The organism is Polynucleobacter sp. QLW-P1DATA-2 (assembly GCF_001870365.1).
Classification (GTDB): Bacteria; Pseudomonadota; Gammaproteobacteria; order Burkholderiales; family Burkholderiaceae; genus Polynucleobacter.
Map to the genome: position 1 here is coordinate 55,623 of NZ_LZMQ01000009.1, position 24,427 is coordinate 80,049.

A 24,427-nucleotide genomic window follows, 5' to 3' on the forward strand; every position below is an offset into this window, starting at 1 on the left:
AATCATCTTCCAATAAATGACTACTGCAATCTACTGGTTTAGAAACGATCTTCGCTTAGAAGATAACCCAGCCTTGATGTTGGCTTGTAAGAGCGCTGATTATCTCCTGCCTATTTACGTTCATGACAAGCGCTTAGGGGAAGAAACCCCATGGGGATTCCCAAGAACCAGTGAGCACCGTAAAGTATTTTTACAAGAGTCATTGGAGGATTTAAGGGCGCAGCTAAGAAACTTGGGATCTGATTTAGTTGAACTTTCTGGTGATTTTAGGGAGGTATTTTCAAATCTACGCACTCAACTTGGCGTAAGTCAGATCTATTGTGAGCAAATTGAAGCACCCGAAGAATTGCAGCAAGTCTCTGCGTTGCGAGATATTGGCTTTGAGGTTCAATCTATATGGCAATCGAGCATGTTGGACCCCAAGTCTTTGCCATTTCAATTGGAGCAAATGCCGGATGTCTTTACACAATTTCGACAGCAGATTGAAAAGCAGAAATTAAGGTTTTCTAATCCGATAGATACGGTATCCGTTATTCCGCCCTTACCAACTGATGGAATAGTCTCTAGCTTCCAAACTGAAGTCGACATTCCTCTAGGTAACAGCTCCTTTATGGGTGGAGCGACTAAGGCGCAAGCTCATATTTTTCAATACTTTGAGCGTCGTCTAGTTGATACTTATAAGTTATCTCGTAATCAGCTTTTAGGAATGGATTATTCCAGCAAATTTTCTCCTTGGCTTGCTTTGGGTTGTAGCTCCGCAAAATCTATTGCACAACAGCTAGCAGACTACGAGAATCGGTATGGTGCAAATGACGGTACTTACTGGCTTTGGTTTGAGTTGCTTTGGCGTGATTATTTTCGCTTCCTGCATTTTAAGTACGGCACTAGGCTGTATCAGTCAAAAGGTCTGGGCGCTAAAGAAAGTAACCAGTTTGATGACGTGAAATTCAATCAGTGGATATCTGGCAATACGGGAGCATCCTTAGTTGATGCTGGTATCCGCGAATTAGGAAAAACTGGATTTCTTTCTAACCGCATGCGTCAAATCGTAGCGAGTTACTGGATATACGATATGAGGGGCGATTGGCGAGCTGGCGCCGCATGGTTTGAATCTCGGCTGATTGACTATGATGTGTATAGCAATCAAGGAAATTGGTTATATATCGCTGGCAAAGGAACGGATCCCAGAGGGGGCAGACCATTCAACATGGATAAACAAGCCAAGGATCATGATCCTGATGGGGTGTATCAAAGAACGTGGTTAAGCCAGATCAAATAGCCTTGGAGTAGCTTTAAGTGCTATTAAAGTAACTCTCGGGTAAATGCCTAGAGCAATTGATGTGCGAGCTATCTAGTATTGCCATATGTCTAAGCTAATTGAATTAACTTATGTGAGCGAGCCAGCTCAAAATATGTCATTTTTAGGTTTGATGAGACTTTTATATCACTCTTATTCAAACAACAAAGCCTTGGGAATTACCGGCGCCCTCATATATGAAAACAATCAGTTTGGTCAGGTGATTGAAGGCTTTGAAAAGGACATTGAGGCCTTATGGACAAAAAATACAAAAAGATGCCCGACATAAAAATGTTCGCCTAATAGAAGCTAAACCTATCAGTGAGCGCAGCTTTAGTAAATGGACGATGGTTTTCCAAGGCAGTGAAGAGATTGCTAAAACTTTGCCAAAAGTAAGCGCGGCTATTGAGGATGTAGAGTTTCCAATAAATCATCCCTTATTGATTGCTTTGAGAGACGGGGGTTAGTGCCCGCTTTTCTGAAATGAGCCGTCTCTTGATCCTGTAGTGTTGGGCTTAAACCCCTGTGATAGGCTATTGAAATCAATGACTTAGGAATAAATTCCTAAGTCATTTTTTCTTTCTGTGTTGCCAAAGATTTAACTAATTGATGCGGGCTATTGACACAATCCTTATTGGCTGATAATTTAAACAACTGTTTAATAAATTTAAATAAGGCATGAAGACCATGAAAAAAATTAATCGCGCAGATTTAACCGCAGCTTCAGAAAAATATAAAAATTGGGGTAAGTGGGGTCCGGATGATGAGATCGGAACCCTCAACTTCACTAGTCCAGAAGACATTGTCTCGGCAGCACAACTTGTTCGTAAAGGCAAAGTGATTTCACTAGCTCTCAATTTTGATAGCAATGGTCCTCAGGGGGCTAAGACAAAATATCCTTCTATGGGTCGCATAAACCCTGTGCACACGATGCTTCGTACGGGTACAGATGCTTACGCAGGGGTATTGGATAAGCGTGGCATTCGCGCTGCTGACGACATGGTTGTGATGCCCCTTCAATGTGGTACACAGTGGGATGGCTTGGGGCATGTTTTCTATGAAAACTACATGTATAACGGCTACGATTGCCGTGAAGTGTCATCAGCTGGCGCAGCAAAATGCGGCATTGAAAAAACGAAAGCAAAGATGGTTGGCCGAGGCATCTTGCTTGATGTAGCAAGGGCTAAAGGCATGGATTGCTTGCCTGATGGTTATGGCATTACTTGCCAGGATCTAGATGACACTGCTAAAAAACAGGGAATCGAAATCAAGCGGGGCGATTACATTATTGTTCGCACTGGGCAAATGGAAGAAAAAATTAAATCTGGAAGCTGGGATGGATATCCTGGTGGCGATGCCCCAGGATTTGCTTTTGAAACTCTTGAGTGGATTCAGCGCACCGAGTTAGCAGCATTGGCCAGTGATACCTGGGGATGCGAAGTTCGTCCAAATGAATCTGAAGCCGGGATCAATCAACCTTGGCACTGGATCACTATTCCAATCATGGGTATGACAATGGGCGAAATTTTTTATTTGAAAGACATCGCTGATGACTGCTTAGCAGATGGCATTTATGAATTTATGTTTGTCGCTCCTGCCATTCCAATTACTGGGGCTGTTGGTTCGCCGACTAACCCGTTAGCAATTAAATAAGAGCCTTAGGCCAAAAAATTCCATACATGTGGATTGGAGACAAAATGCGTATTTCTGTTTGCGACGTATGCAGTGATTTCTATAAGGTACTGCGGCTCGGGCTGATTGGTGGTCTTAGCCTGTTGGCAATCAATGCTATGGGGGCTTATCCTGACAAACCTATCAAATTGGTTGTCGGATTTCCTCCTGGCGGGCCAACAGATATGACCGCTCGTATCATTGCGCCGAAGCTAGGTGAACTCCTGAAGCAGTCTGTTTTTATTGAAAATAAGGCAGGTGCAGGGGGCAACGTTGCCGCGCAGGTGGTAGCGAATTCTCCTCCCGACGGCTACACCTTTTTGGTGAACTCTGCAGCTTTTGCGGTAAATCCAGCGCTGTATGGCGCGGCAGCAGGTTATAGTCCGGAAAAGAATTTTGTGCCAGTAGTGTTCGTTTCCACTCAGGCCAATGTTATTAGTGTGAATGAATCTGTTCCAGTAAAAACATTGGCTGAACTTAAAGAGTATTCGGCTAAGAATAAATTATCGTATTCAAGCCCAGGTTATGGAACAACGCCACATTTAACTTGTGAAAATGTATTTCGCTTGCAATGGAAGCAAGATATTAATCACATTCCGTACAAAGGCGCTGGCCCTGCTTCAATGGCTGTAGTCGGTGGTGAGACTCCTATTGCTTGTACAGCAGTAGCTGGCGTGTACCAGTTTTCTAAACAAGGAAAAGTGCGCATCTTAGCAATCTCCAGTGAGAAGCGCTCTCCTAACTTGCCAGATGTCCCTACCTTAATTGAATTAGGGTATCCGCAAATTAAGGATTACACCTGGTCTGCAATGATGGCTCCAATCAAAACACCCAATGACATTGTTCTGAAGATGAATCAAGCGGTCAATACAGTTCTACAGATGCCTGATGTCAGGGAGCAGATGGATAGGGCTGGTTTAGTTGTGATGGGCGGAAATCTTCAGCAGACCAATGAATACATGGGTGAGGAAGTTACCCGCTGGTCGGCTATTGTTAAAGCGCTGGGGGCTAAGGTTGAGTAGGAGGAGCTAAGAAACCTTGTTCGCAAAAATCCAAAATTTCAGGGATGGCTTGCGTGAGGTTTCCTCCTTTACATCGACCTTTTGAGATCACTTCTATGCGACCAGTATTGGACGCTACATACAAATATAGACCCATGACAAAAATTAAGCGCCAGGAAATGGATTCTGCACTTAATTTAGGAAGAGTTGTTTTCAACTCCTCCATAAAGCGTAGGCTAGTTTTGTCATATAGCTTTGATCGCAAAGCGTTTTCAATACTTTTTGGTTCGTTATGAAGTCGCGCTTGCAGCTTTACAAAGCTTTTTCCGCCCTTATCTTCATTTGCCATCCGCAATGGGGGGTAGATAAATGCGTATATCAATTCGCGCAAAGGTATCGGTTTATTTTTGGCTCTTGTTTTAGCTTCGCTCAAGAGCGTATTGCGTTCTTCCAGAATAATGCTGGCGCGTCGCTCAAATACGGCGTTAAACAACCCCTTTTTATTTTGAAAATGGTAATTAATCAATGCCTGATTTACTTTTGCGCGGGTTGCAATATCGCGCACCGTAGTCATGGCATAGCCATGTTCAGAAAACAGGGCTTCTGCAATGTCGAGCAAACGCACGGCAGTGGTATTGCTTGAATGAGGACGTACTTTTTTAACCATTATTTTTTTAATTAATTTCAAATCACTTTAACAAAAGGAAATGCGATGAGCAAAACAATTTTGACATGTGCAGTAACAGGGAATTTAACAATACCGGAGATGACCCCTTATCTCCCTATAACACCGCAGCAAATTGCTGATTCTTGCTTGGGCGCGGCTGATGCAGGGGCTGCAGTAGTCCATATCCATGTACGCCACCCAGATACCGGCAAGCCATCCATGGAAGTGGATCATTATGCCGAGGTTATTCAGCTTATTCAAAAACACAATAAAGAGCTCATTATTAATTTAACAACAGGCCCTGGCGGTAGATATGTGCCAACCGAAGGTGATCCTAAGTTATTTGCGCCTGGCACTACCTTATGTGACCCGCTAAAGCGCGTAGAGCATATTGCAAAACTAAGGCCTGATATTTGCTCTTTAGACTTGAACACAATGAATTCTGGTCCAGACGTAGTGATGAATACGCCCTCTAACGTCCGTAAGATGGCAAAAGTAATCAGAGATGCAGGCGTAATGCCTGAGTTGGAGATTTTTGATACCGGGGATTTGAATTTAGCAAAAGATTTATTTAAAGATGGCACGCTTGAGGGTCCGGGTTTGTATACCTTTGTCATGGGTGTGAAATACGGTCTCAATACCGATCCCGCAACTCTGCTTTATATGCGAGATCAATTGCCTGTAGGTGCTCAATGGGCGGCATTTGGTATTAGTCGTGCTGAATTTCCGATCGTTGCACAAGCATGGCTCTATGGCGGACATGTTCGAGTTGGCATGGAAGACAATATTTACCTTGAAAAAGGTGTGCTCTGCGAAAGTAATGCTCAGTTAGTTGAGCGTGCTCATCGTATTCTGAGGGATATGGGCGGTGAATTAGCTTCATCCAACGAGGCGCGCGCGATGCTGGGTCTCAAGAAAACCAATTCATAGAGGCAACAATGGAGCACCCAAAAGGCTACGTTCGTCGCATTGTTACAGGTCATGATGCTGAGGGGAATGCCATCGTTACACACGATGGTGCGGCCCCCTCAGTCCATTCCAATCCCCTAAGAGTTGGATTTTATTTAACGAATTTGTGGCATACCGACGCAATGCCAGCTCCAATTGATAATTCACCGGATACTACTTCACGCCCATTGCAATTAGAGCCCCCAAAAAATGGCACTGTTGTAAGAATTATCGAATTCGGTCCTGAGGGCGAGTGGCTTCATAAATTGGCTCAAAATGAAGCGAAAAGTGTCTTTGGCTCCATGGGTACCAATAAGGCCTCTACCTATGAAGCTGGCGCCCATCCTCTCATGCATCGCACTGAAACGGTAGATTATGCGGTGGTGCTTGAGGGTGAAATTTATCTTGTATTAGATAAAGAGGAGCGTCTCATGAAGCAAGGTGACTTCTTGGTAGAAAGAGGGACAAATCATGCTTGGAGTAATCGCTCCGGTAAGCCTTGCAAAATGCTTTTTGTGTTGATTGATGGCAAGTTTGATCCTGAGATTCAGAAACGCTTTTAAGGTAAATCATGAAGGCTTTATTGCGCTCATTAGCTTGTATTTGTGCTCTGTTTTTTCTGGGATCTACGCACTTTGTGAGCGCCCAAAGCTATCCAGATAAATCAATCCGCTTGATGGTGGGTTATGCACCCGGTGGCCTGACTGATGGAGTTGCGCGTACTTTGTCCCCGCAATTATCTGAAATACTGAGCAAGCAAGTAGTTGTTGAAAATCGTGGCGGCGGCGGGAGTTCAATTGCAACTGATGTAGTCGCTAAAGCACAGCCTGATGGCTATACGCTGCTCATGGCAGATCAGGCATTAATTAGTAATCCCAGCTTATTTCCAGCATTGCCCTACGATACCTTCAAAGACCTTCAGCCAGTAGCTCTTGTTGGAACAGCGGCTTCGGTGATTGTCGTAAATTCATCGGTGCCGGTTCGAGATTTAAAAGCCCTGATTGCTTTGGCTAAGAGTAAGCCAGGTACTTTGAACTATGCATCGGGCGGAAATGGAACGATGACGCATTTGGCTGGTGAGTTATTTAAACAAGTCGCTCGTGTTGATATTGTGCATATTCCTTATAAAGGTACTGGCCCTGCAGTTGTTGATTTACTGGGGGGTCAGGTGCCAATGATGTTCAGTAGTATTGGGCCAGTAGCGCAATACATCAAGTCAGGGCAACTAATTGCCTTGGCAGTTACAGGAGAAAACCGCTCACCTGCGTTGCCTAATGTGCCAACCCTCTCTGAATTGGGTCTTGCGCAAGCAACGGTAATTGGTTATTGGGGAGTAATGGCACCCGCGGGGATGTCTAATGAAATTACCGAAAAACTTGCAAAGGCTATAAATGAAGCGGTTAAGCGTCCCGATATGAATCAGCGACTTGTCAATCTAGGGATTGATCCGTCTTTTGCATCAGGACCCCGTTATGAAAAGATCTTAAGCACCGAGATTCCTAAATGGAGTCAGGTAATTAAGAATGCCAATATCCGAATTGACTAAGCTTTAGAAAGGCGCCAGTGAGAATCGTAGACATTAGAGAAGTTGCGATACCCTTGAATTCAAGTATCCGCAATGCGGTATTTGATTTTAGTGAGATGACTACATCTGTAGTAGCGGTGATAACGGATGTGATTCGCGATGGTAAGCCCGTAGTTGGATTTGCCTTTAACTCCACAGGGCGCTATGCCTGTGGTGCGCAAATGCGGGACCGTTTGATTCCACGCATTATGAAAGCTAATCCCGAATCCCTATTAAATGATGCAGGCAATAATTTAGATCCTGAAAAAATACTAAGCTGCATGATGCAGCGAGAAAAACCAGGTGGACATACGGAGAGATCTGTAGCTGTTGGAACTATTGAGGTTGCCATTTGGGATGCGGTTGCAAAGATTGAAGGCCTGCCATTGCATGTCACCTTGGCAAACCAGTTTTCTGGCGGAAAAGTGCGCAAAGAAATTCCTTGCTATGTAGGCGGTGGGTGGTACGCACCCAATAAAGGAATTCCTCAGCTATTGGAGGAGATTCAGAGTCGACTTGATCAGGGCTACACCACCATGAAAATCAAGGTTGGTGGTGCCCCTATAGCGGAGGATATTGCCCGAGTAGAGGCTTCCTTGAAGATTGTTGGGGGAGGGCAAAATTTGGCAGTAGATGCTAATGCGGGGCTGAGTCCAGAGCGTGCACTTGCTTACGCTAAAGCACTACAACCTTACCAACTGCGTTGGTTTGAGGAGCCTACCGATCCGCTAGATTTTGCCTTACTTGCAGAAATTGTTGACATCTATTCAGCGCCGATAGGAACTGGAGAAAATCTATTTTCAACGCAAGACATCCGTAATCTCGTTCAGTTCGGTGGCTTACGTAAGGAGACTGACATTATTCAAATTGACATTCCACAGTCCTATGGAATCGTTCAATTTAGTAGAACATTGAAAATGCTGGAGGATCGTGGCTGGGGAAGGCATTCCATTTTCCCTCATGGAGGTAATCAAATGACATTGGCAATTGTTGCTGGCTTTGGTTTGGGTGGATGTGAAGCATATCCAGGAACATTCGGAGTCTTTGCGGGATTTGCAGACGATTCTCAGGTTGCTAATGGAAAAATCAATTTATCCGAGCGGCCTGGCATTGGTTTTGAAGGACAAAATGCCCTTTATGAAATCATGCGCAATATTGTTTAGTGTTAGCTATCACCCGGGAGAGCAATGAGTTCCTTTCAATCAGTAGATGAATTAAATGGCAAGGTTGCGGTAATTATTGGCGGCAATGGCGCCGTCGGATTTGCTACGGCCAAACGATTGGCTAAATTAGGTGCAACTTGTGTATTGATTGGGCGACATTCTCTTGAAAAAGAGGTCGAGCAGATCAAGCAATTGCCTCCTGGCAAACATTTTTGCTTGAATGCTTCAATTACAGATTCGGCCACTTTAATTGCCGCAGCAAAAGAAGTCGAAAGACGTGTGGGTAGATGCGATATCTTGGTGAACTCAGCAGGCTTTACAAAACCAGTCCCAGCTGCAGATTTGGATGCATTAACAGATGACTTAATTGATGAGGTATTGAAGGCCAATTTTCGAGGGGTTTTTGCTTCGATTAGGGCATTTCAGCAGTTGCTTAAGGCAAATGGCGATGGATTAGTTGTGAATGTCTCTTCAATTGCTGGCTTCACTGGTGTTGGCAGTAATCTTGCTTATGTCGCTGCTAAGGCGAGTCTTGATATTGTGAGTGAGTCTTTAGCAAAAGTTTTAGCGCCGGAGATACGCGTCTTATGCGTGTCTCCAGGTGTAGTGGATTCTGGTTTTGTACCGGGACGCGGAGCCGACTTCAATGATAAAACTGCAGCAACAACCCCATTAAAGCGTATTGGTACCCCTGATGATGTTGCGGCTGCGATTGAAGCTTGCGCAACACGGTTAAGATTTTCAACAGGAACCCGAATAGTGGTTGATGGTGGTCGACACCTCTAATTCGAAGGAGGAGACCGGACTCAAAAATAATATAGAAAGAGACTATGAGATTATTTAGCTTTATTCAAAACGGTAAAAAAAGTATCGGCGTTCTTTGCAAGAAAGATTCGAATGAATTTGTAGATTTATGTGCTACGAACTCAAGTATTCCAGCAGATTTGTACGGTCTGATTGCGATAGACCCTCAGTTTACAAAAGCAAAAGAAGCACTTTCTAATCCGAATGCTGTCATCAAAAATATTGCTGATATTCAGTTTGATATTTTGATTGATCGCCCTGGAAAGATAGTCTGCATGGGTCTGAACTATGCTGACCATGCTAAAGAGGGCGGCAATGCTCGGCCAGACTACCCAAGCTTTTTTCTACGGGGCCCTAGTTCGCTTACCTCACATCAGGCTAGCATCATTAGGCCTAAGGTATCCGATAAGTTGGATTATGAAGCGGAGTTGGCCTTTGTTGTTGGTAAAAAGGCACGTAATTTAACCAGAGAAAACGCGCTGGATTGTATAGCCGGCTACAGTATCTTTAATGATGCTAGCTTAAGAGATTACCAGCGCAAAACAACCCAATGGACTATAGGTAAAAACTTTGATCAGACCGGAGGATTTGGTCCATGGCTGGTAACGCCAGATGAATTGCCGCTGGGCGCACATGGCCTACAAATTCAGTCAAGATTAAATGGCGCAGTAATGCAGAATGCAAATACCAAGGATTTCTTATGGGATGTCGTAGAAACCATTATCTTGATAACAGAATGCATGACCTTGGAGCCTGGTGATGTAGTGATTACAGGAACGCCTGCAGGAGTAGGCTATGCTAGAACTCCACCAGTATTCATGAAGCCTGGCGACATCTGCGAAATTGAAATCGAAAATATTGGTGTATTGCGTAATTCGATAGAGGATCAGACGTAATAATCTTCAGAACAATAGGGACTCTCACTGGAAATAGTGGGGGCTTTGACTTCAAGCGCATATTCAATAGGCTTGCTATCCTTAGCCTTGTTTTCCTATATTTGAATTGCAATCAATGAATATCCATGCCGATTACAGTAAGCGAGTTGTCATTAATCACCATGACTTACCTTGGGTGCCTAGTCCTGAATTCGGGATTGAAAGACGCATGCTCGATCGGATGGGTGATGAGGTAGCAAAAGCAACCTCAATTGTTCGCTACCAGCCCGGCTCCAAATTTCAAACACATACCCACGAGTTTGGTGAAGAGATTCTTGTTTTAGAGGGTGTCTTCAGTGACGAAACTGGTGACTATCAAGCTGGTACCTACATCATGAATCCGCCGGGTTCATCGCATGCACCCTATAGCCAATCTGGCTGTACGCTGTTTGTTAAGCTCAGACACCTTGGCCCAGAACAGGTCGAGCGAGAAATTATTGACACCACAAAAGCACCTTGGTATCAGGGCATGGTTCCTGGCCTTACAGTCATGCCGCTGATGCAGCAGGGAAACGGATCGACTTTAGTGCGCTGGGCTCCTCAAACCTATTTCAATCCACACAAACATTATGGCGGCGAAGAAATCTTTGTTGTTGATGGCGTATTTGAAGATGAGCATGGCCGCTACCCTGCAGGTTCATGGATTAGAAGCCCTCATATGAGTCTGCATCAGCCTTTCAGTAAAGAAGGCTGCACTATCTTTGTAAAGACGGGGCATTTGCTGTCATAAGCCCAGATGAGATTGGAGGCGGAAGCCTAGAATCGAACCAGGGTAATGAGATTTGCAATCTCATGCATAACCACTCTGCCATTCCGCCACAGTTGCCTTTATAACTGAAAAATATTTTTTCCGCTGGATGGATGATCTGGTGCTGAACTCTATTCAGTAACAGTATGTACTAACTTGTCATGAAATCTTCATCAAATTGACTTATCTCCCTCTTACATTGATTGAACAGAAATTTATTTCTAAATTATATGAAGGGTAAAGAAAAGATGAAAACGCTTATTAAAAATTTCATAGGGCGTAGACCTCATTTCTGTTTCATCATGATTGCTGCAAGTTGCTTGGGAATTGGCTTGGCCGTAACTCAGGTTCAAACAAATATTCCGGATGCTTCAACAGAATCGAATAATCCGCACCATCTCCCAAATGAATTCAATCCAAAGTTACAAACCTTGGATGAAAAGATTCAAATAGCTACCCTTGAGGCAAAGAAGGTTCTTGGCATGACACAAGAAGGGGTTTCACAGGAGCTTGAGACTATCCACAGTATTGCCTTCAAAGGAGTGACTGTCAGCTCTAAGCCAGTTTTTGATTACACCACTGGTACATCAAACTAATTCTGTAGGGGGCTAGGTATTAAAGCCTAGTCCTCTAAATCCTCGCTGCTGTCATCGATTCGATATTCCACTTTGATTTTCTTCAGTATCGGATGCAGCAGTGCATCCCTGCTTTTTGAAGTGGGTTCAGTTAAATAGCAATAGCCATAAAAAGGAATCGGTTCTTTTTCAGCCAGCTCGCGATCTTCAGTAGTAAAGGTAGTCATGGTGCTCTCCCTAAATCAATCAGATGGTTACCTATGGGCTGTTGGAACAAACGAATCGCAACCAGTAGCAATCCGAATTGATCCACATCTCCCATAAGTAGATTGCATTCTTAGCGTTTTAGTGTGACTTGTCTATCGCTTCCAAAATTATTTTTTGATAAATTTTAAGAGGTGAAATTGTCATATTTGAGCCCTTTATCTCAAGCTTAAATATGACAAAAAGTGATGAAAAAATTCATAAAGATGTCACATGAAAGGTAGAGCATTTCAGTCGAGTTCAATACAAAATTGGAGGAGCATCAACATGACAGATCAACACTTAAATGACAAGGTCATTAACTTTAGAAGAATGGCCGCGGAGTATTTTCAAAAAGCGGCCTGGAATCAGTTATTAGCCTTAGATAATTACAGGGAAAACAACTTTGAAGTGGCGGAGCGATTTGCCCAACTTTCTTTCGAGGATCAAATGAATGCGGTAGAGTATGCAGAGTTGGCAGATGCCGAATCAGAGCTCTTGCTTGATTTGGAGTTATTGGAGGAAAGTTGATCGTTAAGAGTGGCCGAGTGGCTATCAAGGTTTTAGTTGCCTTATTCCTGGCAATTGGAATTTCATATCAAGCTGCTTCAGCTACTGTTGCTAGAAGCGATATTCTTTTGCACATTGCCACTCAGTGTGTTGATCCATCCAAAACTAATTATTGCTCTAACTGTATGCTGCCAAGAGCGGATGCAGGCTGTGGAATTACTTCAGAGTGTAAGAAAACCAACGAAGTTTGGGCGCTCAATAAAAAATATACCGCAATCAGAGATATTAAGATGTGCGGTTGTCCGGCTAGCTTTGTTCATGGGCTGGCGATACCTAGAGATGTCGTCACTGGTATTGAGGATCCAAATCGAGAAGAGGATATATGGCAATTTGCTTGGGTCATCGGCCTGGAGCGTATCGAGCCAGAATCACTGGCATTGGTAGTCAATCCCAAATCAGAACGATCACAGAATCAACTGCATGTGCATATTCTCAGGTTAGATAAAAATGCACGCGCAACATTTTCTGGCTATTCCCATGCGTATATTCAAAATCTCGATCAGGTTTGGGGTATCGCTCAAAAGATTGCTAATTCTCAAGGCTTAAGTGATTATGGGGTCTTGGTTGCCCAAGAGTCTTCTGGTCGATATATCGTGCTTGTTAGTCCCCAGAGCCCTGAGGCTGCTTTTACGGTATGGAATTGCAATCATTAGCTACCCAACCAGCATCAATTCAATAGCAAGCTTTATTGAATGTGCATTTTCGGTTTGGGTATAGTAGAACTCATCAGCAGACTATCTCAATAACTTACTTGCAAGCCATGAAAAAACTACTTTCCATTTTGATTCTGGGCATCTTTGTAGGAGCAAATTCTTCTACTGTTTTTGCTAATCCTCCGGTTGCTCCGTTTTATGCATCCCTCCAGAACATGACCCCAAGCGGTCAATTGGGTCAGGTAATCAAGAAAGAGCCTGTTCAAACCTCGGTAAAGGGTGCTCAGGCATGGAGGATTGCGTACATTTCTTCGGATTTTGGTGGCAAGAAAACAATTGTGACTGGCCTAGTAGTTGCCCCAAAAGGAGTACCGCCTAAAGAGGGTAGGCCCATCATGACTTGGGCGCATGGCACGACGGGTGCTGCTCAAAATTGCGGCCCATCACAGGTTCTGGACCCTGTAGTCCCGCTCAATGAATATTTTTTAATTGGCGGAAACTCTTGGACGGATTATGGAATCCCTGCTGTTGAAGAATTTATTCAAGAAGGCTATGTAGTCGTTGCAACTGACTATCAAGGTCAGGGTGGTGGGGGAAGGCATCAATACGCTCTCGCTTCCACAAACTCTATGGATACGATTGATGCTGCTAGAGCGGCCAGCTCCATGAAAGAAACTGGCGCCGGTAAGAAAACCATTGTCTATGGTTGGTCTCAAGGCGGTGGCGTAGCAGTGGCAGCAGCGAGCATGCCAGAGTATTTCTCGAAAAAGGGTACAGCTGCTGACAATCTTGAATTAGTTGGTTCGGTGGCTCTGGCTCCTGACGATATTGCCATCATGTTGCCTGGAGCTACGGTCGATCAGGCTAGTGCGCAAAAGTCTCTGAGTGGATTGATTCAGATGTTTACTAGTAATGTCTTTGATTTTTCTCACATGGCAATGAGCATGTGGGGAGTGCAGGCCGCTAATTCGAAATTAAAGTTAACGGACATCTTTACCGATGACGGCGCTAAAGTTCTGGATGAGGTTATTAGCAATAAGTGTATGCATGCTTTTGCAGACACGCTAAATTTCAACTTTGGTACCCAGTACAAAACACTCTTGAAACCGCAAATCAATAATCCCCTAGAGTGGACCAAGACCATGGTTAATGGTAGCGTCAATCCTATCAAGCCTATTGCACCAGTAGTCATTTATTGGGGAAATAAAGATACGACTAATCCTCCAATAATGGGCAAGCTCTACCAAGAGCAGATGTGCAAAATGGGCGGTAATGTGAATCGGGTTGAATTGCCAGGCAATCAATCGCATTTCACTACACCTGGGGCCTCAAAGCCTTTTTATCTGCCATGGATTAAGGATCGCTTGGCTGGTAAACCCGCCACCAATAATTGTGATCAGGCCGCGCAACTCCCAAGTTAAGCGCTTGGGGCCTATTGCTTCAATTGGGTAGCAATACGCCTAGTCAGTTTGGGTGGGCTTGAATCAATGTGAAAGCGATGACGCTCTTCTTGCATGAGTAAGTCATCAGCCGTGAATCGATCAAAACGTCTTAAGTAGTCTGCCCAGGTTTCAAATACGAAATATTCTAAAAATTTTCCTGCATGCTCAGCATCTTCAAAGAGACTCCAAGATAGCGCCCCTTGCTTTAGACGTGAACGTCTAGTCTTTGCCATCAATTTTCTGAAATGCTCCACCTGTTCTTTGTGGATATGGTATTCGACTGAGATCATGACTGGACCCTCGTCCAGATCAATATCTCTGGAGGGGTGCGGGCGCTCTATTGGACATACTGGTGTGAGATCTTCTACCTCATGACCATGAATGCGGTGTTTGCGTATTAATAATAGGGCGATGATGCCAAAAATGGCGCTTGCTACTATGCCCGTTGTTACATCAGTTGAATTAGTAATTTTTCCCCATACAACTGCACCAAGTGCACTTCCACCCATCAGACTCATTTGGTAGAAAGACATGCCACGAGCCCTAATCCAATTTGGTAGGGAGAGTTGAGAGGTAGTGCTTAAGGTATTACCAACACTAAACCAAGACATACCGCTCACAATCATGATGGGTGCTGCATACCAAAGATTGGGTGCGAGCACTACTCCGGCTGAGCTAATAGAGAGAAAAATGATTCCGTAGCTTGCCATTTGCTGCGGTGTAAATTTCTCCCGTAAGTACTGTAGTTGAGAGCCAACAATGATGGCACCAAAACCAAGGCAAGAGAGTAGCAAGGTAAAAGTGTTGGCATCTCCACCAAAGTGGGATTTTGCGATCACTGGTAATAGCGCTAGCAGGCTAGACGACTGCATATAAAACAAAAATGATCGAATCAAAATCGATCTCATAGGTTTAGATTGGCGAATATATTGGGCGCCAACTCGCATCGCGCCAAAGAACCGCTCTCCTGGCAAGGTGGAGATATAACTCTGATTTTTCCAACGCAAGACAATCGCAGTCATGGCTAATGACAGAATCATATTTAAGGCAAATACATATTCAGTACCTACTGATGCAATGATGAGGCCGGCAACTAGTGGGCCAAGAATACGTGAGGCATTCATGGCGATGGAATTAAGTCCAAGTGCTAGATGCAACGTGTCGCGAGGGACTAAATCTGGAACGATGGCTGCATATACAGGCCAGCGCATTGCCAAGCCAATACCATTAATAAAAGTGAGCAATAGCAAGAATATTGGATCTAGGAGATTAAATACGGCAGATAGAAAAAGTAAGGTTGCATTAATTGCAAGCCATAGCTGAGTAAATACTAAGAAGTGTTTTCTATTGAGGATGTCTGCCAGCGCTCCGCTAGGAAGGCCAAACATTAATACCGGTAAGTTAGCGGCAGTTTGAACTAGAGCAATCAGAGTTGCAGACGTGGTTAGGGACGTCATCATCCAGGCTGCCGCTACATCATTAGTGTACATACATATATTAGCCACCAGCCAGGTCGACCATAGTGCTCGGAAGACGGGAATCTTTAAGGGCTCAAGCCATACGGGAAGCTTGGTGGGTAGCAGGGAATCAGCGCTCATAGCATCATTATTCCCTAAACTCTAAAGTTGTGATCGATACTATTCAATCTATCTATAGAAAGGAAGCCATATCAGCCTTAGCCGTACTGCTGCTTCTGTCCTTTATGGCGAGGGTTTTGTCTTATTGGGCCAGGCATAGTTCGCTTGTAAAGTAATGGAAAACAAAGCTCATTAAGAAAGGCAGTCATGACTCACCAACCACGCCGTCATTTTCTGAAAACTACAGTCGCAGGTACCGCAGCAGCAGTTGGCGGTTCGGGATTCAGTATTCAAACAGCTCAGGCTCACACCAACTCTGAGGCTAAGCTAGAAGCCAAGGCAAATCAAATCTCCCAAAAGCTGTTTGCTCAGGATGGTATGGCGGTGCCTATTGCAACTCAGCCTACAGTTTCAACATTGGCAAAAGGTCTTGATCGGACCATGGTCCTTGGTGGAGGGGGTGAGTACTATATTGCTTGGTATTGTGGATTCTTTCATGGCCTTTATGAGGCAGGATTGGATATGGCCAATATTCCTGAGATGGTTGTAGGAACATCGGCAGGCTCTTATATGGGCTCCTCACTGTTGTCGGGAGAGTTCGGCCGCCTTCGTGCTGAGTTTGATTTCTTTGGCAAGTTCCCGCAAATCTTTGCAAAGATGGCGCCATTAGCAAACCCTAATCTTAGTCAGCAACGTGCTGATCAAATCAATATGAGCGCAAGTGATGGCAGCATTAAAACGCGCCAGATTATTGGGGCTGCAGCTTTAGCAGCTGACAACACACTCAACAGTGACCATATTGAAAAATTAGCGGCACTTTTGACGGGCGATAGTAAAAAAGATTGGCCTACCGCTCGGATGTTTACAACTGGGATTGATTGTTATTCAGGTGAGCGTTTAATTATTGGTCAAGCCGTTGCTAGGAAAAATAATATTCCATTGGCACACGGTGCTGCAGCCAGCAGTTCGTTGCCCGGTATTGGGGGTCCAACACTATTAGGTCAACGTTATGTCATGGATGGCGGTATCTGCTCCAATCCTGCGCATGTGGATATTGTGGCTGGATCCAAAAGGGCGTTAGTGATTACTTTGACCGATGGTGTTACTGGTGCGGTATTGACGAGCATTCCGCATCCGATTGCACAAAACATTAAAGACGTTCAAGCAACAGGTACAAAAGTACATTGGATTGTTGCTGGAACTCCTCCTGGAGTTAATCTTCTAGATCCAAGACAGATTGAAGGCGCTCTAAGAGTGGGGTACGAACGAGCAAAGGTAGAGGCGCCAAAAATTAAGACCTTTTGGGCTTAGATTGAGGAGGACTCATCGACCTATCAGCACATTAAGAATGGTGTAGAGTTTCTGCAAAAGACTGCAAAATAGTGGGAGACAAAATGTATAAATTGAAGGCAATAGTACTTTTCTTATTCCAGTGTTTTTGGATTGCACATGCACAGGCAGAGCTGCCAGCTGGAATAAATGATCAAGCTATCCGGGCTGCCGCACTACAAAGCTTTCCAGAGTATTTAAATTTATTGACTCTACCTAACGATTCCATTGCTAGCGCAAAGGATATCCAAGTTAACGCCGATCAGATTGAGAAACTTTTTCAAAAGAGGGGGTTCTCAACTAAGCAGTTTGCAAACAATGGAAAGCCGCTCGTATTAGCCGAATTCCCCGCAGATCCTGGCAAAAAAACTATCTTGTTCTATATTCACTTTGATGGCCAACCTGTCATCCCTTCTCAATGGAGTCAAGCGAGTCCATGGCAACCCGTATTGAAGAAAAAAGGTGCGGATGGAAAGTGGCAGATAGTGGATATGCAGGAATTGATGAGGCCAGATTTTGATCCTGAGTTACGGGTCTTTGGTAGATCCTCCGCGGATGATAAGGGTCCGATCATGATGTTCTTGGCTTCAATGGATCTCATGAAATCAAAAGGCCTAAAGCCTGCTATGAACATCAAAGTCATCTTGGATAGCGAGGAAGAAGTAAATTCTCCTGGCATTCCTCAGGCAGTTATTCAGAATAAAGAATTCTTAAAGGCAGATGCGCTAGTGATATTTGATATGGCTAGTCATCCTAGTGGCAGGCCTACGGCTATCTTTGGTAATCGCGGGGTGCAGTGGATTAACTTAACAGTCTATGGACCTAAAGCTCCACTTCATAGCGGCCACTACGGTAACTATGTTCCCAATCCCGCTTTTAATCTGGCAAGATTATTAGCCTCGATGAAGAATGAGAAGGGGCAAGTTCTCATCCCTGGGTATTACTCAACAACTAAGCTAAGCCCAGAAGATTTAAAAGTGCTTGATGCAGTTGGTGATGATGAGGTAGCTCTAAAAAAACGTGTAGGTATTGCGAGCTCAGATCAGGTTGCCTCGAACTACCAGCGTTCGCTGCAGTACCCTTCTCTCAATATTCGGGGATTATCTGCAGCAGGTGTTGGACAAGAAGCCGCCAATATCATTCCAAAAGAAGCGATTGCTGATATTGATATCAGAACAACAACTGAAGCCAATGCTCAATACTTAACTGCTTTGATTAAAAAGCATATAGAGAAGCAAGGCTTTCACATCATTGATCATGATCCAACTGATGCTGAGCGGGCTCAATATCCTTTATTAGTAAAAATTACCGAAGGTTTACCGGCCGAAGCCGCACGTCAACCAATTGATACTCCCGTAAGGAGATGGGTTGAGTCGGCTGAGTTGAGCGCCTATAGTGATGTGGGGGGTATTAAGCCAGTCGTCATTCGGGCATCTGGTGCCACAGTACCAACCCATGAAATTGTTGGCCCATTAGATTTACCCTTTGTTATTGTGCCAACCGTTAATACTGATAACAATCAACATGCATACGATGAGAATCTCCGTATGGGAAATTATTTATCGGGTATGCGCACCATGTTGGGGTTGATGAATACGCCTTATAAATAAAGATCTATCATATGCTAACGATCAATAAACAGAAAAGTAAGTAATGTCAAAAAAATTACGTGTAGGTATTTTAGAAGGCGATGATATTGGCCATGAGATTGTGCCTGTCGCAGTCGAGGTTGCAAAGGCTGCAGCCAAGCTTCATCAGGTCGATATTGAGTGGGTGCCTTTACCCATCGGTCGGCGTGCGCTTGATACTCATGGACACACTCTGCCACCAGAGACTCTAGAAACATTGCACACTCTGGATGGATGGATCTTAGGCCCCATTGGACATCGCGCATATCCAAAGCAAGCTAATGCGATCAATCCACATCCTATTTTGCGCAAGCAATTTAATCTATTTGCCAATGTAAGGCCCACCCGCTCATATCCAGACATCGGGTGTTTGCGCGATGATATTGATTTGGTCATTGTGCGAGAAAATAATGAAGGCTTTCAGCCAGACCGAAATATGTTGGTAGGTAATGCAGAGTTTCGTCCAAGTGACGAGATGACTTTATCTATGCGCGTCATCACTAGAACCGGTAGTCGTCGGGTAGCGCAGGCTGCCTTTGAATTGGCACGTCAACGCAAAAAACACTTGACCTATGTGCATAAAGATACGGTCTTCAAGCTGGGTTGCGGTATGTTCGTTGAAGAGTGCAAAAAGCTTGCATCTGAGTACCCAGATGTTTTAGTAGATGACGTCATTGTGGACACCATGGCCATGCGCCTTGTGCGAGACCCTCAGAATTTTGACGTGGTTGTTACTACTAATATGTTTGGCGACATCCTATCGGATGAGGCGGCGGGTCTTGTAGGTGGCTTGGGCATGGCGCCAGGTTTGTGCATTGGCGATGGCGATGTGGTGATGGCGCAAGCAACCCATGGCTCCGCTCCTGATATCGCCGGCAAAGGCGTTGCTAATCCATATTCCATGATTGAATCGACTCGTATGTTATTTGATTGGCTTGGACATAGCCGTAATATCCCTGAGGCAGTCGCAATGGCAAAGGCAATGTCTGCTGCTACTACATTAGCTTTAGCAAATCCCAATGCTAGAACAGGAGACATTAATGGCAAGGGTAATACTGCTTCAATGGCTAAAGCGGTATTGGAGGCTTTGAAGTAATGTATTAGAGTTGGTTTAATTCATGGGCATAAAAATATCAAAATGGAGATGACATGAGCAACAGCGCGGATCGAGATGAACAACGTAGACAATTGCTAACGTGGCTTGCAGCAAGCCCACTATTTGCACTGGGTGCTAATCAAGATCTCTTTGCACAAGAGGCAAAAGACCCTAAGGAATTAATTCGAAACTTTACAAAGCGCCCTGATCCGATGGTCTGGGCACCAAATACGCCTTTAGACTTGATCTCTAGCCCAAAGGATGCCATTAATGTTTTTGATTTTGAACCAGTGGCTTTTACTAAAGTGCCACCAGCTCACTTTGGCTATATGGCCTCAGGTATTGATGATGAAGTCACTCTAAGGGCAAACCGCACTTCATTTCTGAAATATCAATTGCGTCCAAGACGTTTGCGAGATGTAAGCCAAGTTGATAGCTCTATTACGCTCTTTGGAACCAAGTGGAAATCACCCATCATTATTGCCCCCACCGGTGGGAATAAGGCTTACGACCCCGAGGGAGAGGTAGCGGTCGCAAGGGCAGCTAGGGCGGGTGGCTTCTTAAACATCCTATCCAATGCCGGAGCCTCAACTATTGAGGAGGTAATTGCCGCTCGCCAAGGTGAGGTTTGGTTTCAGCTATATGCAACCTCAAGCCCCGAGGTGGCTAAGCAAGTCATTCGACGAGTAGAAAAGGCGGGTGCACCTGTATTGGAAATTACGGTTGATCGTAATGGCGGTAGAAATCAAGAAACTTTTGCAAGACTGAAAAAACTTGATCCTAGAAATTGTGCGGGCTGTCATGTCCATGGTTTTGGTACTGCTCAAGAAAGGCCTAATTACGATGGCATCGACATGACTGGTGTGAAGATGTCTTCATCAAACATGACTTGGGATTTTATTAAGCAGGTTCGCGATACTACTAAGATGAAAATTATCGTTAAGGGAATTCTGACTGAGGAAGATGCAAAGCTTTGCCTTAAATATGGGGTAGATGGTATCCACGTCTCGAATCATGGTGGCAGGAGTGAGGATGGTGGGCGTGGCTCAATTGAATGCTTGCCAGAAGTGGTAAAGGTAGCCAAAGGCAAGGTACCTATTCTGTTTGATAGTGGCGTGCGTCGCGGTAGTGATGTATTTAAGGCTATGGCCTTGGGTGCGAATGCGGTCTGTGTAGGCCGTCCTTATTTATGGGGCTTAGGTGCATTTGGTCAGCCGGGAGTGGAGCGCGTCATGGAAATTCTGCAAACTGAGTTTCAGTCTACGATGCAGCAGATGGGCACCGCCAATATAGCTGCTATTCAATCTTCAATGGTCATTAAAGAAGGTTAATACAGCGCTTGTGTTTAGCATTCAAACGACAAAATCAGTCCTCTTCATTATTGCGGTAATGTATTCATTCTTGTCGTATGGGGATGAGTCACAGGCAGAAATTGATAAGGCGCGAGTATTTCCCGTACAGAAAAACCCAATCGTAGAACATAGCCAGAAAGCCAATCAGTCAGTAGGCACTGCGGGGGAGGTGGATAAGAAAAAGCCAGACCCTAAAGATACAAAATTCAATCTGGATGGGAATGGCGGTTCTACAAATCGATCGGCGGGTGGGAAGGCAATGCTAAAGCAGCGCATCCCATTTGATTAGCCTCGACCAACAAAAGGCATTTTTGTTGCCATGATGGTCATATTAAGAATATTGCTCTCGAGAGGTAGTTGGGCCATATGTAGTACGGCTTGACCAACATGGTCTACATCCATGCGAGGCTCAACCTTAATGGACTGATCGGCCTGCATAATGCCTGCGGCCATACGTTCTGTCATTTCAGTTGCAGCATTGCCAATATCGATTTGACCGCAAGCAATATTGAATGGACGCCCATCTAAAGCGATGGTTTTAGTGAGACCACTAATAGCATGTTTCGTTGCCGTATACGGTGCAGACATCGGTCTTGGTGCGTGAGCAGAAATCGAGCCATTGTTGATAATTCTGCCGCCTTGCGGAGATTGCGCTTTCATCATTCGAATGGCTTCTTGTGAGCATAAGAATGCACCGCAGAGATTGGCATTGACTACATCCATCCACTGTTCGTAGGTGAGATCTTCCATGGGAATTGCGGGAGCGCCAATACCGGCATTATTAAAAAGTACATCAATACGACCAAACTTTTCTTTAATGGCAGCGAACAGTTTTTTGACTTGATCTGGTTTACCAACATCACAGGCAACGGCTAAGCAATTATCAGCGGTACCGCCAATGTCATTCATTGCTTTTTGCAGCTTATCTAAATTGCGACCAGTCAGGACGACTTGATAGCCACCCTGTAACAGGGCTTTAGCAGCTGCTCTACCGATACCAACGCCAGCTCCAGTAATGAGGGCGACTTTATTGTTTTGGCTCATTTGCTTCTTTCAAATTTTTGTCTCACTGCTATTTTATAGGGTTCTGAATGGCCCATTCAAGACTAGCTTAAATGAGCTTTGTAATATCTATTTTTCGCATATTTTCCTGATCAATCTGCGAGTTTAGTAAATAAGTCTTAAACTTGCGTAGTGCCAAAGTCCTCATCTCAATTACTCTCGGAATCGAATATTTCTCGCCTCATTGAAATGGCGTGGGAAGATAGAACCCCATTTGATGCAATTGAAAAATCATTTGGGCTATCTGAGTCCCAGGTGATTCAATTGATGCGCCAAGAGCTCAAGCGAAATTCCTTTGAGCTATGGCGAAAAAGGGTCACTGGAAGGGCAACAAAGCATGTTGCGCTTCGAAGTAAGTTGGTCGATCGCGCCTATTGTCCAACGCAGTATAAAAATAAATGATCTCCTCCAAAAGACTTATCCTGATTCTGGGGGATCAGTTGGATTTACAGGGTGCCGCCCTACGAAATTTTAATTTCCAGACTGATGAAATCATCATGATTGAGTCGGCAGCCGAAGCTCAGTATGTATGGACACATAAGGCAAAGATTGCAGTATTTTTATCGGCTATGCGCCACTTTGCGCAAACCTTAAGAAACCTCAAGTATCCCCTTGCCTATATTAAAAATTCATCTCTGCCCATCGTAGAGGTCTTAAAAGAAAAGCTGATTAAAGATGGCATTACCCACCTCATTTGTGTGGAGCCTGGAGAGTGGCGCTTAAAGCAGCAAATTGAAGAAATGGCTGCAACACTCAAGATCAAGCTTGAGATGCGTGAAGACGACCATTTCTTTTGCTCTCATCAAGAGTTTATTGCTTGGGTTGCTGATAAAAAGGAGCTGAGGTTGGAGTACTTTTATCGCCTTATGCGCAAGACTCACAATATATTGCTTGATGCAGATGGGAATCCAGAAGGCGGCCAATGGAATTTTGATCAAGATAATCGTAAGCCATACCCCAAGAAGGGTCCTGGAATTATTGAGGCACCAGTCTTATTTGCACCGGATGCAATGACACAAGAAGTGATTGAATTTGTAAATCAAGCTTATGCAAAGCACCCTGGATCTTTAGAAGCCTTTTCTTGGCCAGTGAATCGTGAGCAGGCATTAGAAGCCTTAGATTATTTCATTGAGTATCGCCTGCGAAACTTTGGAATCTATCAAGATGCCATGTGGACTGATACTCCTTTTGGTTGGCATTCTATTCTCTCTAGCTCACTGAATTTAAAGCTATTAAATCCCCGCGAGGTGATTGCTGCAGTTCTTGTCGCTTGGAAAAAGTATTCTTTGGATCTTTCTACAGTTGAAGGTTTTATCCGGCAAATCTTGGGATGGCGTGAGTTTATCCGCGGTATGTACTACCTAGATATGCCGCAGATGGCGCAAGATAACTATTACAAGCATCAGAGGTCTTTGCCAAAATGGTATTGGACTGGTAATACAAAAATGTCTTGTATGAGAGACGCAGTCGGTCAGACTCTGCAATATGGCTATGCGCATCACATTCAGCGCCTTATGGTGACTGGTAACTTTGCCCTCTTAGCGGAGATTCTTCCAAAAGAAGTGTCCGATTGGTACTTGGCAATTTATGTTGATGCGATTGAATGGGTAGAGCTCCCAAATACTGCTGGCATGGCTTTGTTTGCTAACGGCGGGCGCTTTACTAGTAAGCCCTACATTGCCAGCGGTGCCTATATCAAGCGTATGAGTAATTATTGCGATTCTTGCAAATATAAACCCGATGTCCGGTTTGGAGAAACGGCTTGCCCTGTTACTACCCTGTATTGGAATTTTTTAATTAAGCATCGTGCTCAGTTTGAGTCAAGCCCACGTACCAGACTCATGACGGCAAATCTGAAGCGCATTAGTGATGACGATCAGCAAGCGATTGTTCTCCATGCAGAGCATGTGTTGAATCACTTGGATGATCTCTAAAGATGAGCACCTCTTTTAAAGGAAATAAAAGTTTCTTACCAAGCAAGATTTGCATTGTCTGTAAAAAAGAAATGACCTGGAGAAAGTCTTGGGAAAAAAATTGGGAGTCAGTTAAATACTGCTCGGATGCATGTCGAAAGAAGGCTCCCAAGAGTAAGGCTTAGATCA

The 24,427-nt window shown here is 44.4% G+C and carries 28 protein-coding genes and 1 tRNA gene; 24 read left to right on the forward strand and 5 right to left on the reverse strand.

Translation table 11 applies throughout. The annotated features are described in order from the left end of the window. Nucleotides 1-16 precede the first annotated feature (16 nt). The 5 genes from A9236_RS10080 (at nt 17) to A9236_RS10095 (ending at nt 3,990) form a co-directional block, all read left to right on the forward strand. Nucleotides 17-1,279: a DASH family cryptochrome gene (locus A9236_RS10080; RefSeq protein ID WP_071465181.1), complete on the forward strand. Its 1,263-nt coding sequence runs from the start codon at nt 17-19 to the stop codon at nt 1,277-1,279. Nucleotides 1,280-1,364: 85 nt separating this feature from the next. Then, complete coding sequence (locus tag A9236_RS10085) at nt 1,365-1,586, forward strand: BLUF domain-containing protein (RefSeq protein WP_071467872.1); 222 nt, start codon at nt 1,365-1,367, stop codon at nt 1,584-1,586. Then, complete coding sequence (locus A9236_RS11555) at nt 1,543-1,764, forward strand: BLUF domain-containing protein (protein ID WP_369821200.1); 222 nt, start codon at nt 1,543-1,545, stop codon at nt 1,762-1,764. Before A9236_RS10085 ends, A9236_RS11555 begins: the two co-directional genes overlap by 44 nt. Nucleotides 1,765-1,984: 220 nt before the next feature. Beyond that, nucleotides 1,985-2,950 carry a cyclase family protein gene (locus tag A9236_RS10090; protein WP_071465183.1) on the forward strand — a complete coding sequence of 322 codons (966 nt, stop codon included), beginning with the start codon at nt 1,985-1,987 and terminating at the stop codon, nt 2,948-2,950. A 44-nt stretch (nt 2,951-2,994) separates the two neighbouring features. Further along, on the forward strand, nt 2,995-3,990 hold the full coding sequence (locus A9236_RS10095) for a tripartite tricarboxylate transporter substrate binding protein (protein WP_071465332.1): 996 nt from the start codon (nt 2,995-2,997) through the stop codon (nt 3,988-3,990). Here A9236_RS10095 and A9236_RS10100 read toward each other — a convergent pair. Beyond that, nucleotides 3,977-4,636, reverse strand: a complete 660-nt coding sequence (locus A9236_RS10100) for a TetR/AcrR family transcriptional regulator (RefSeq protein WP_071465184.1) — start codon at nt 4,634-4,636, stop codon at nt 3,977-3,979. The two genes, A9236_RS10095 and A9236_RS10100, sit on opposite strands and share 14 nt — an antisense overlap. 45 nt (nt 4,637-4,681) lie before the next feature. Here A9236_RS10100 and A9236_RS10105 point away from each other — a divergent pair, with 45 nt between their 5' ends. The 7 genes from A9236_RS10105 (at nt 4,682) to A9236_RS10135 (ending at nt 10,780) form a co-directional block, all read left to right on the forward strand. Continuing rightward, nucleotides 4,682-5,566, forward strand: a complete 885-nt coding sequence (locus A9236_RS10105) for a 3-keto-5-aminohexanoate cleavage protein (RefSeq protein ID WP_071465185.1) — start codon at nt 4,682-4,684, stop codon at nt 5,564-5,566. A gap of 8 nt (nt 5,567-5,574) precedes the next feature. Next, nucleotides 5,575-6,147 (forward strand): cupin domain-containing protein, encoded by a 573-nt coding sequence (locus A9236_RS10110; RefSeq protein ID WP_071465186.1) that lies wholly within the window; start codon nt 5,575-5,577, stop codon nt 6,145-6,147. Between the two features lie 8 nt (nt 6,148-6,155). Then, nucleotides 6,156-7,130 carry a tripartite tricarboxylate transporter substrate binding protein gene (locus tag A9236_RS10115; RefSeq protein ID WP_071465187.1) on the forward strand — a complete coding sequence of 325 codons (975 nt, stop codon included), beginning with the start codon at nt 6,156-6,158 and terminating at the stop codon, nt 7,128-7,130. A 17-nt stretch (nt 7,131-7,147) separates the two neighbouring features. After that, nucleotides 7,148-8,311, forward strand: a complete 1,164-nt coding sequence (locus A9236_RS10120) for an enolase C-terminal domain-like protein (RefSeq protein ID WP_071465188.1) — start codon at nt 7,148-7,150, stop codon at nt 8,309-8,311. 24 nt (nt 8,312-8,335) lie between these two features. Further along, nucleotides 8,336-9,097 carry an SDR family NAD(P)-dependent oxidoreductase gene (locus A9236_RS10125; protein ID WP_071465189.1) on the forward strand — a complete coding sequence of 254 codons (762 nt, stop codon included), beginning with the start codon at nt 8,336-8,338 and terminating at the stop codon, nt 9,095-9,097. Between the two features lie 44 nt (nt 9,098-9,141). Further along, a complete protein-coding gene (locus A9236_RS10130) occupies nt 9,142-10,011 on the forward strand; it encodes a fumarylacetoacetate hydrolase family protein (RefSeq protein ID WP_071465190.1) in 870 nt (289 codons plus the stop codon). A 115-nt stretch (nt 10,012-10,126) separates the two neighbouring features. Continuing rightward, on the forward strand, nt 10,127-10,780 hold the full coding sequence (locus A9236_RS10135) for a cupin domain-containing protein (protein WP_071465191.1): 654 nt from the start codon (nt 10,127-10,129) through the stop codon (nt 10,778-10,780). Between the two features lie 13 nt (nt 10,781-10,793). Here the strand turns inward: A9236_RS10135 and A9236_RS10140 are convergent. Then, nucleotides 10,794-10,868: transfer RNA gene (locus tag A9236_RS10140), tRNA-Cys, on the reverse strand. Nucleotides 10,869-11,046: 178 nt separating this feature from the next. Between A9236_RS10140 and A9236_RS10145 the strand changes: the two genes are divergently transcribed. Next, entirely contained in the window at nt 11,047-11,394 is a 348-nt protein-coding gene (locus A9236_RS10145; protein ID WP_143070634.1) for a hypothetical protein, read from the forward strand. A 26-nt stretch (nt 11,395-11,420) separates the two neighbouring features. On the opposite strand, the gene A9236_RS10150 is transcribed toward A9236_RS10145, so the two are convergent. Next, entirely contained in the window at nt 11,421-11,600 is a 180-nt protein-coding gene (locus tag A9236_RS10150; protein WP_071465193.1) for a hypothetical protein, read from the reverse strand. A 304-nt stretch (nt 11,601-11,904) separates the two neighbouring features. Here A9236_RS10150 and A9236_RS10155 point away from each other — a divergent pair, with 304 nt between their 5' ends. The 3 genes from A9236_RS10155 (at nt 11,905) to A9236_RS10165 (ending at nt 14,260) form a co-directional block, all read left to right on the forward strand. Next, nucleotides 11,905-12,147: a hypothetical protein gene (locus tag A9236_RS10155; protein ID WP_071465194.1), complete on the forward strand. Its 243-nt coding sequence runs from the start codon at nt 11,905-11,907 to the stop codon at nt 12,145-12,147. Continuing rightward, nucleotides 12,144-12,839 (forward strand): CDP-diacylglycerol diphosphatase, encoded by a 696-nt coding sequence (locus A9236_RS10160; RefSeq protein ID WP_071465195.1) that lies wholly within the window; start codon nt 12,144-12,146, stop codon nt 12,837-12,839. The genes A9236_RS10155 and A9236_RS10160 overlap by 4 nt, the downstream gene beginning before the upstream one ends. Nucleotides 12,840-12,946: 107 nt before the next feature. Further along, nucleotides 12,947-14,260 (forward strand): alpha/beta fold hydrolase, encoded by a 1,314-nt coding sequence (locus tag A9236_RS10165; RefSeq protein WP_071465196.1) that lies wholly within the window; start codon nt 12,947-12,949, stop codon nt 14,258-14,260. 11 nt (nt 14,261-14,271) lie between these two features. Here A9236_RS10165 and A9236_RS10170 read toward each other — a convergent pair whose 3' ends face one another. Beyond that, nucleotides 14,272-15,879 carry an MFS transporter gene (locus A9236_RS10170; protein WP_071465197.1) on the reverse strand — a complete coding sequence of 536 codons (1,608 nt, stop codon included), beginning with the start codon at nt 15,877-15,879 and terminating at the stop codon, nt 14,272-14,274. Between the two features lie 186 nt (nt 15,880-16,065). On the opposite strand from A9236_RS10170, the gene A9236_RS10175 reads away from it, so the two are divergent. The 5 genes from A9236_RS10175 (at nt 16,066) to A9236_RS10195 (ending at nt 21,552) form a co-directional block, all read left to right on the forward strand. Further along, nucleotides 16,066-17,169 carry a patatin-like phospholipase family protein gene (locus tag A9236_RS10175; RefSeq protein WP_071465198.1) on the forward strand — a complete coding sequence of 368 codons (1,104 nt, stop codon included), beginning with the start codon at nt 16,066-16,068 and terminating at the stop codon, nt 17,167-17,169. 83 nt (nt 17,170-17,252) lie between these two features. Continuing rightward, nucleotides 17,253-18,797, forward strand: coding sequence for a M20/M25/M40 family metallo-hydrolase (locus A9236_RS10180; protein ID WP_071465199.1), 1,545 nt, complete (start codon nt 17,253-17,255; stop codon nt 18,795-18,797). 43 nt (nt 18,798-18,840) lie between these two features. Beyond that, entirely contained in the window at nt 18,841-19,911 is a 1,071-nt protein-coding gene (locus tag A9236_RS10185; protein ID WP_071465200.1) for an isocitrate/isopropylmalate dehydrogenase family protein, read from the forward strand. Nucleotides 19,912-19,964: 53 nt separating this feature from the next. After that, nucleotides 19,965-21,242 carry an alpha-hydroxy acid oxidase gene (locus A9236_RS10190; RefSeq protein ID WP_071465201.1) on the forward strand — a complete coding sequence of 426 codons (1,278 nt, stop codon included), beginning with the start codon at nt 19,965-19,967 and terminating at the stop codon, nt 21,240-21,242. Nucleotides 21,243-21,252: 10 nt separating this feature from the next. Further along, on the forward strand, nt 21,253-21,552 hold the full coding sequence (locus A9236_RS10195) for a hypothetical protein (RefSeq protein ID WP_143070636.1): 300 nt from the start codon (nt 21,253-21,255) through the stop codon (nt 21,550-21,552). Here A9236_RS10195 and A9236_RS10200 read toward each other — a convergent pair. After that, nucleotides 21,549-22,307: an SDR family oxidoreductase gene (locus A9236_RS10200; RefSeq protein WP_071465203.1), complete on the reverse strand. Its 759-nt coding sequence runs from the start codon at nt 22,305-22,307 to the stop codon at nt 21,549-21,551. The two genes, A9236_RS10195 and A9236_RS10200, sit on opposite strands and share 4 nt — an antisense overlap. Nucleotides 22,308-22,457: 150 nt before the next feature. Between A9236_RS10200 and A9236_RS10205 the strand changes: the two genes are divergently transcribed. The 3 genes from A9236_RS10205 to A9236_RS10925 are packed head-to-tail and all read left to right on the forward strand — an operon-like array spanning nt 22,458 to nt 24,423. After that, complete coding sequence (locus tag A9236_RS10205) at nt 22,458-22,727, forward strand: TIGR03643 family protein (protein WP_083393466.1); 270 nt, start codon at nt 22,458-22,460, stop codon at nt 22,725-22,727. Continuing rightward, nucleotides 22,724-24,259: a cryptochrome/photolyase family protein gene (locus A9236_RS10210; protein WP_071465205.1), complete on the forward strand. Its 1,536-nt coding sequence runs from the start codon at nt 22,724-22,726 to the stop codon at nt 24,257-24,259. Before A9236_RS10205 ends, A9236_RS10210 begins: the two co-directional genes overlap by 4 nt. Before the next feature lie 2 nt (nt 24,260-24,261). Next, nucleotides 24,262-24,423 (forward strand): DUF2256 domain-containing protein, encoded by a 162-nt coding sequence (locus A9236_RS10925; RefSeq protein ID WP_083393467.1) that lies wholly within the window; start codon nt 24,262-24,264, stop codon nt 24,421-24,423. Nucleotides 24,424-24,427: the final 4 nt, after the last annotated feature.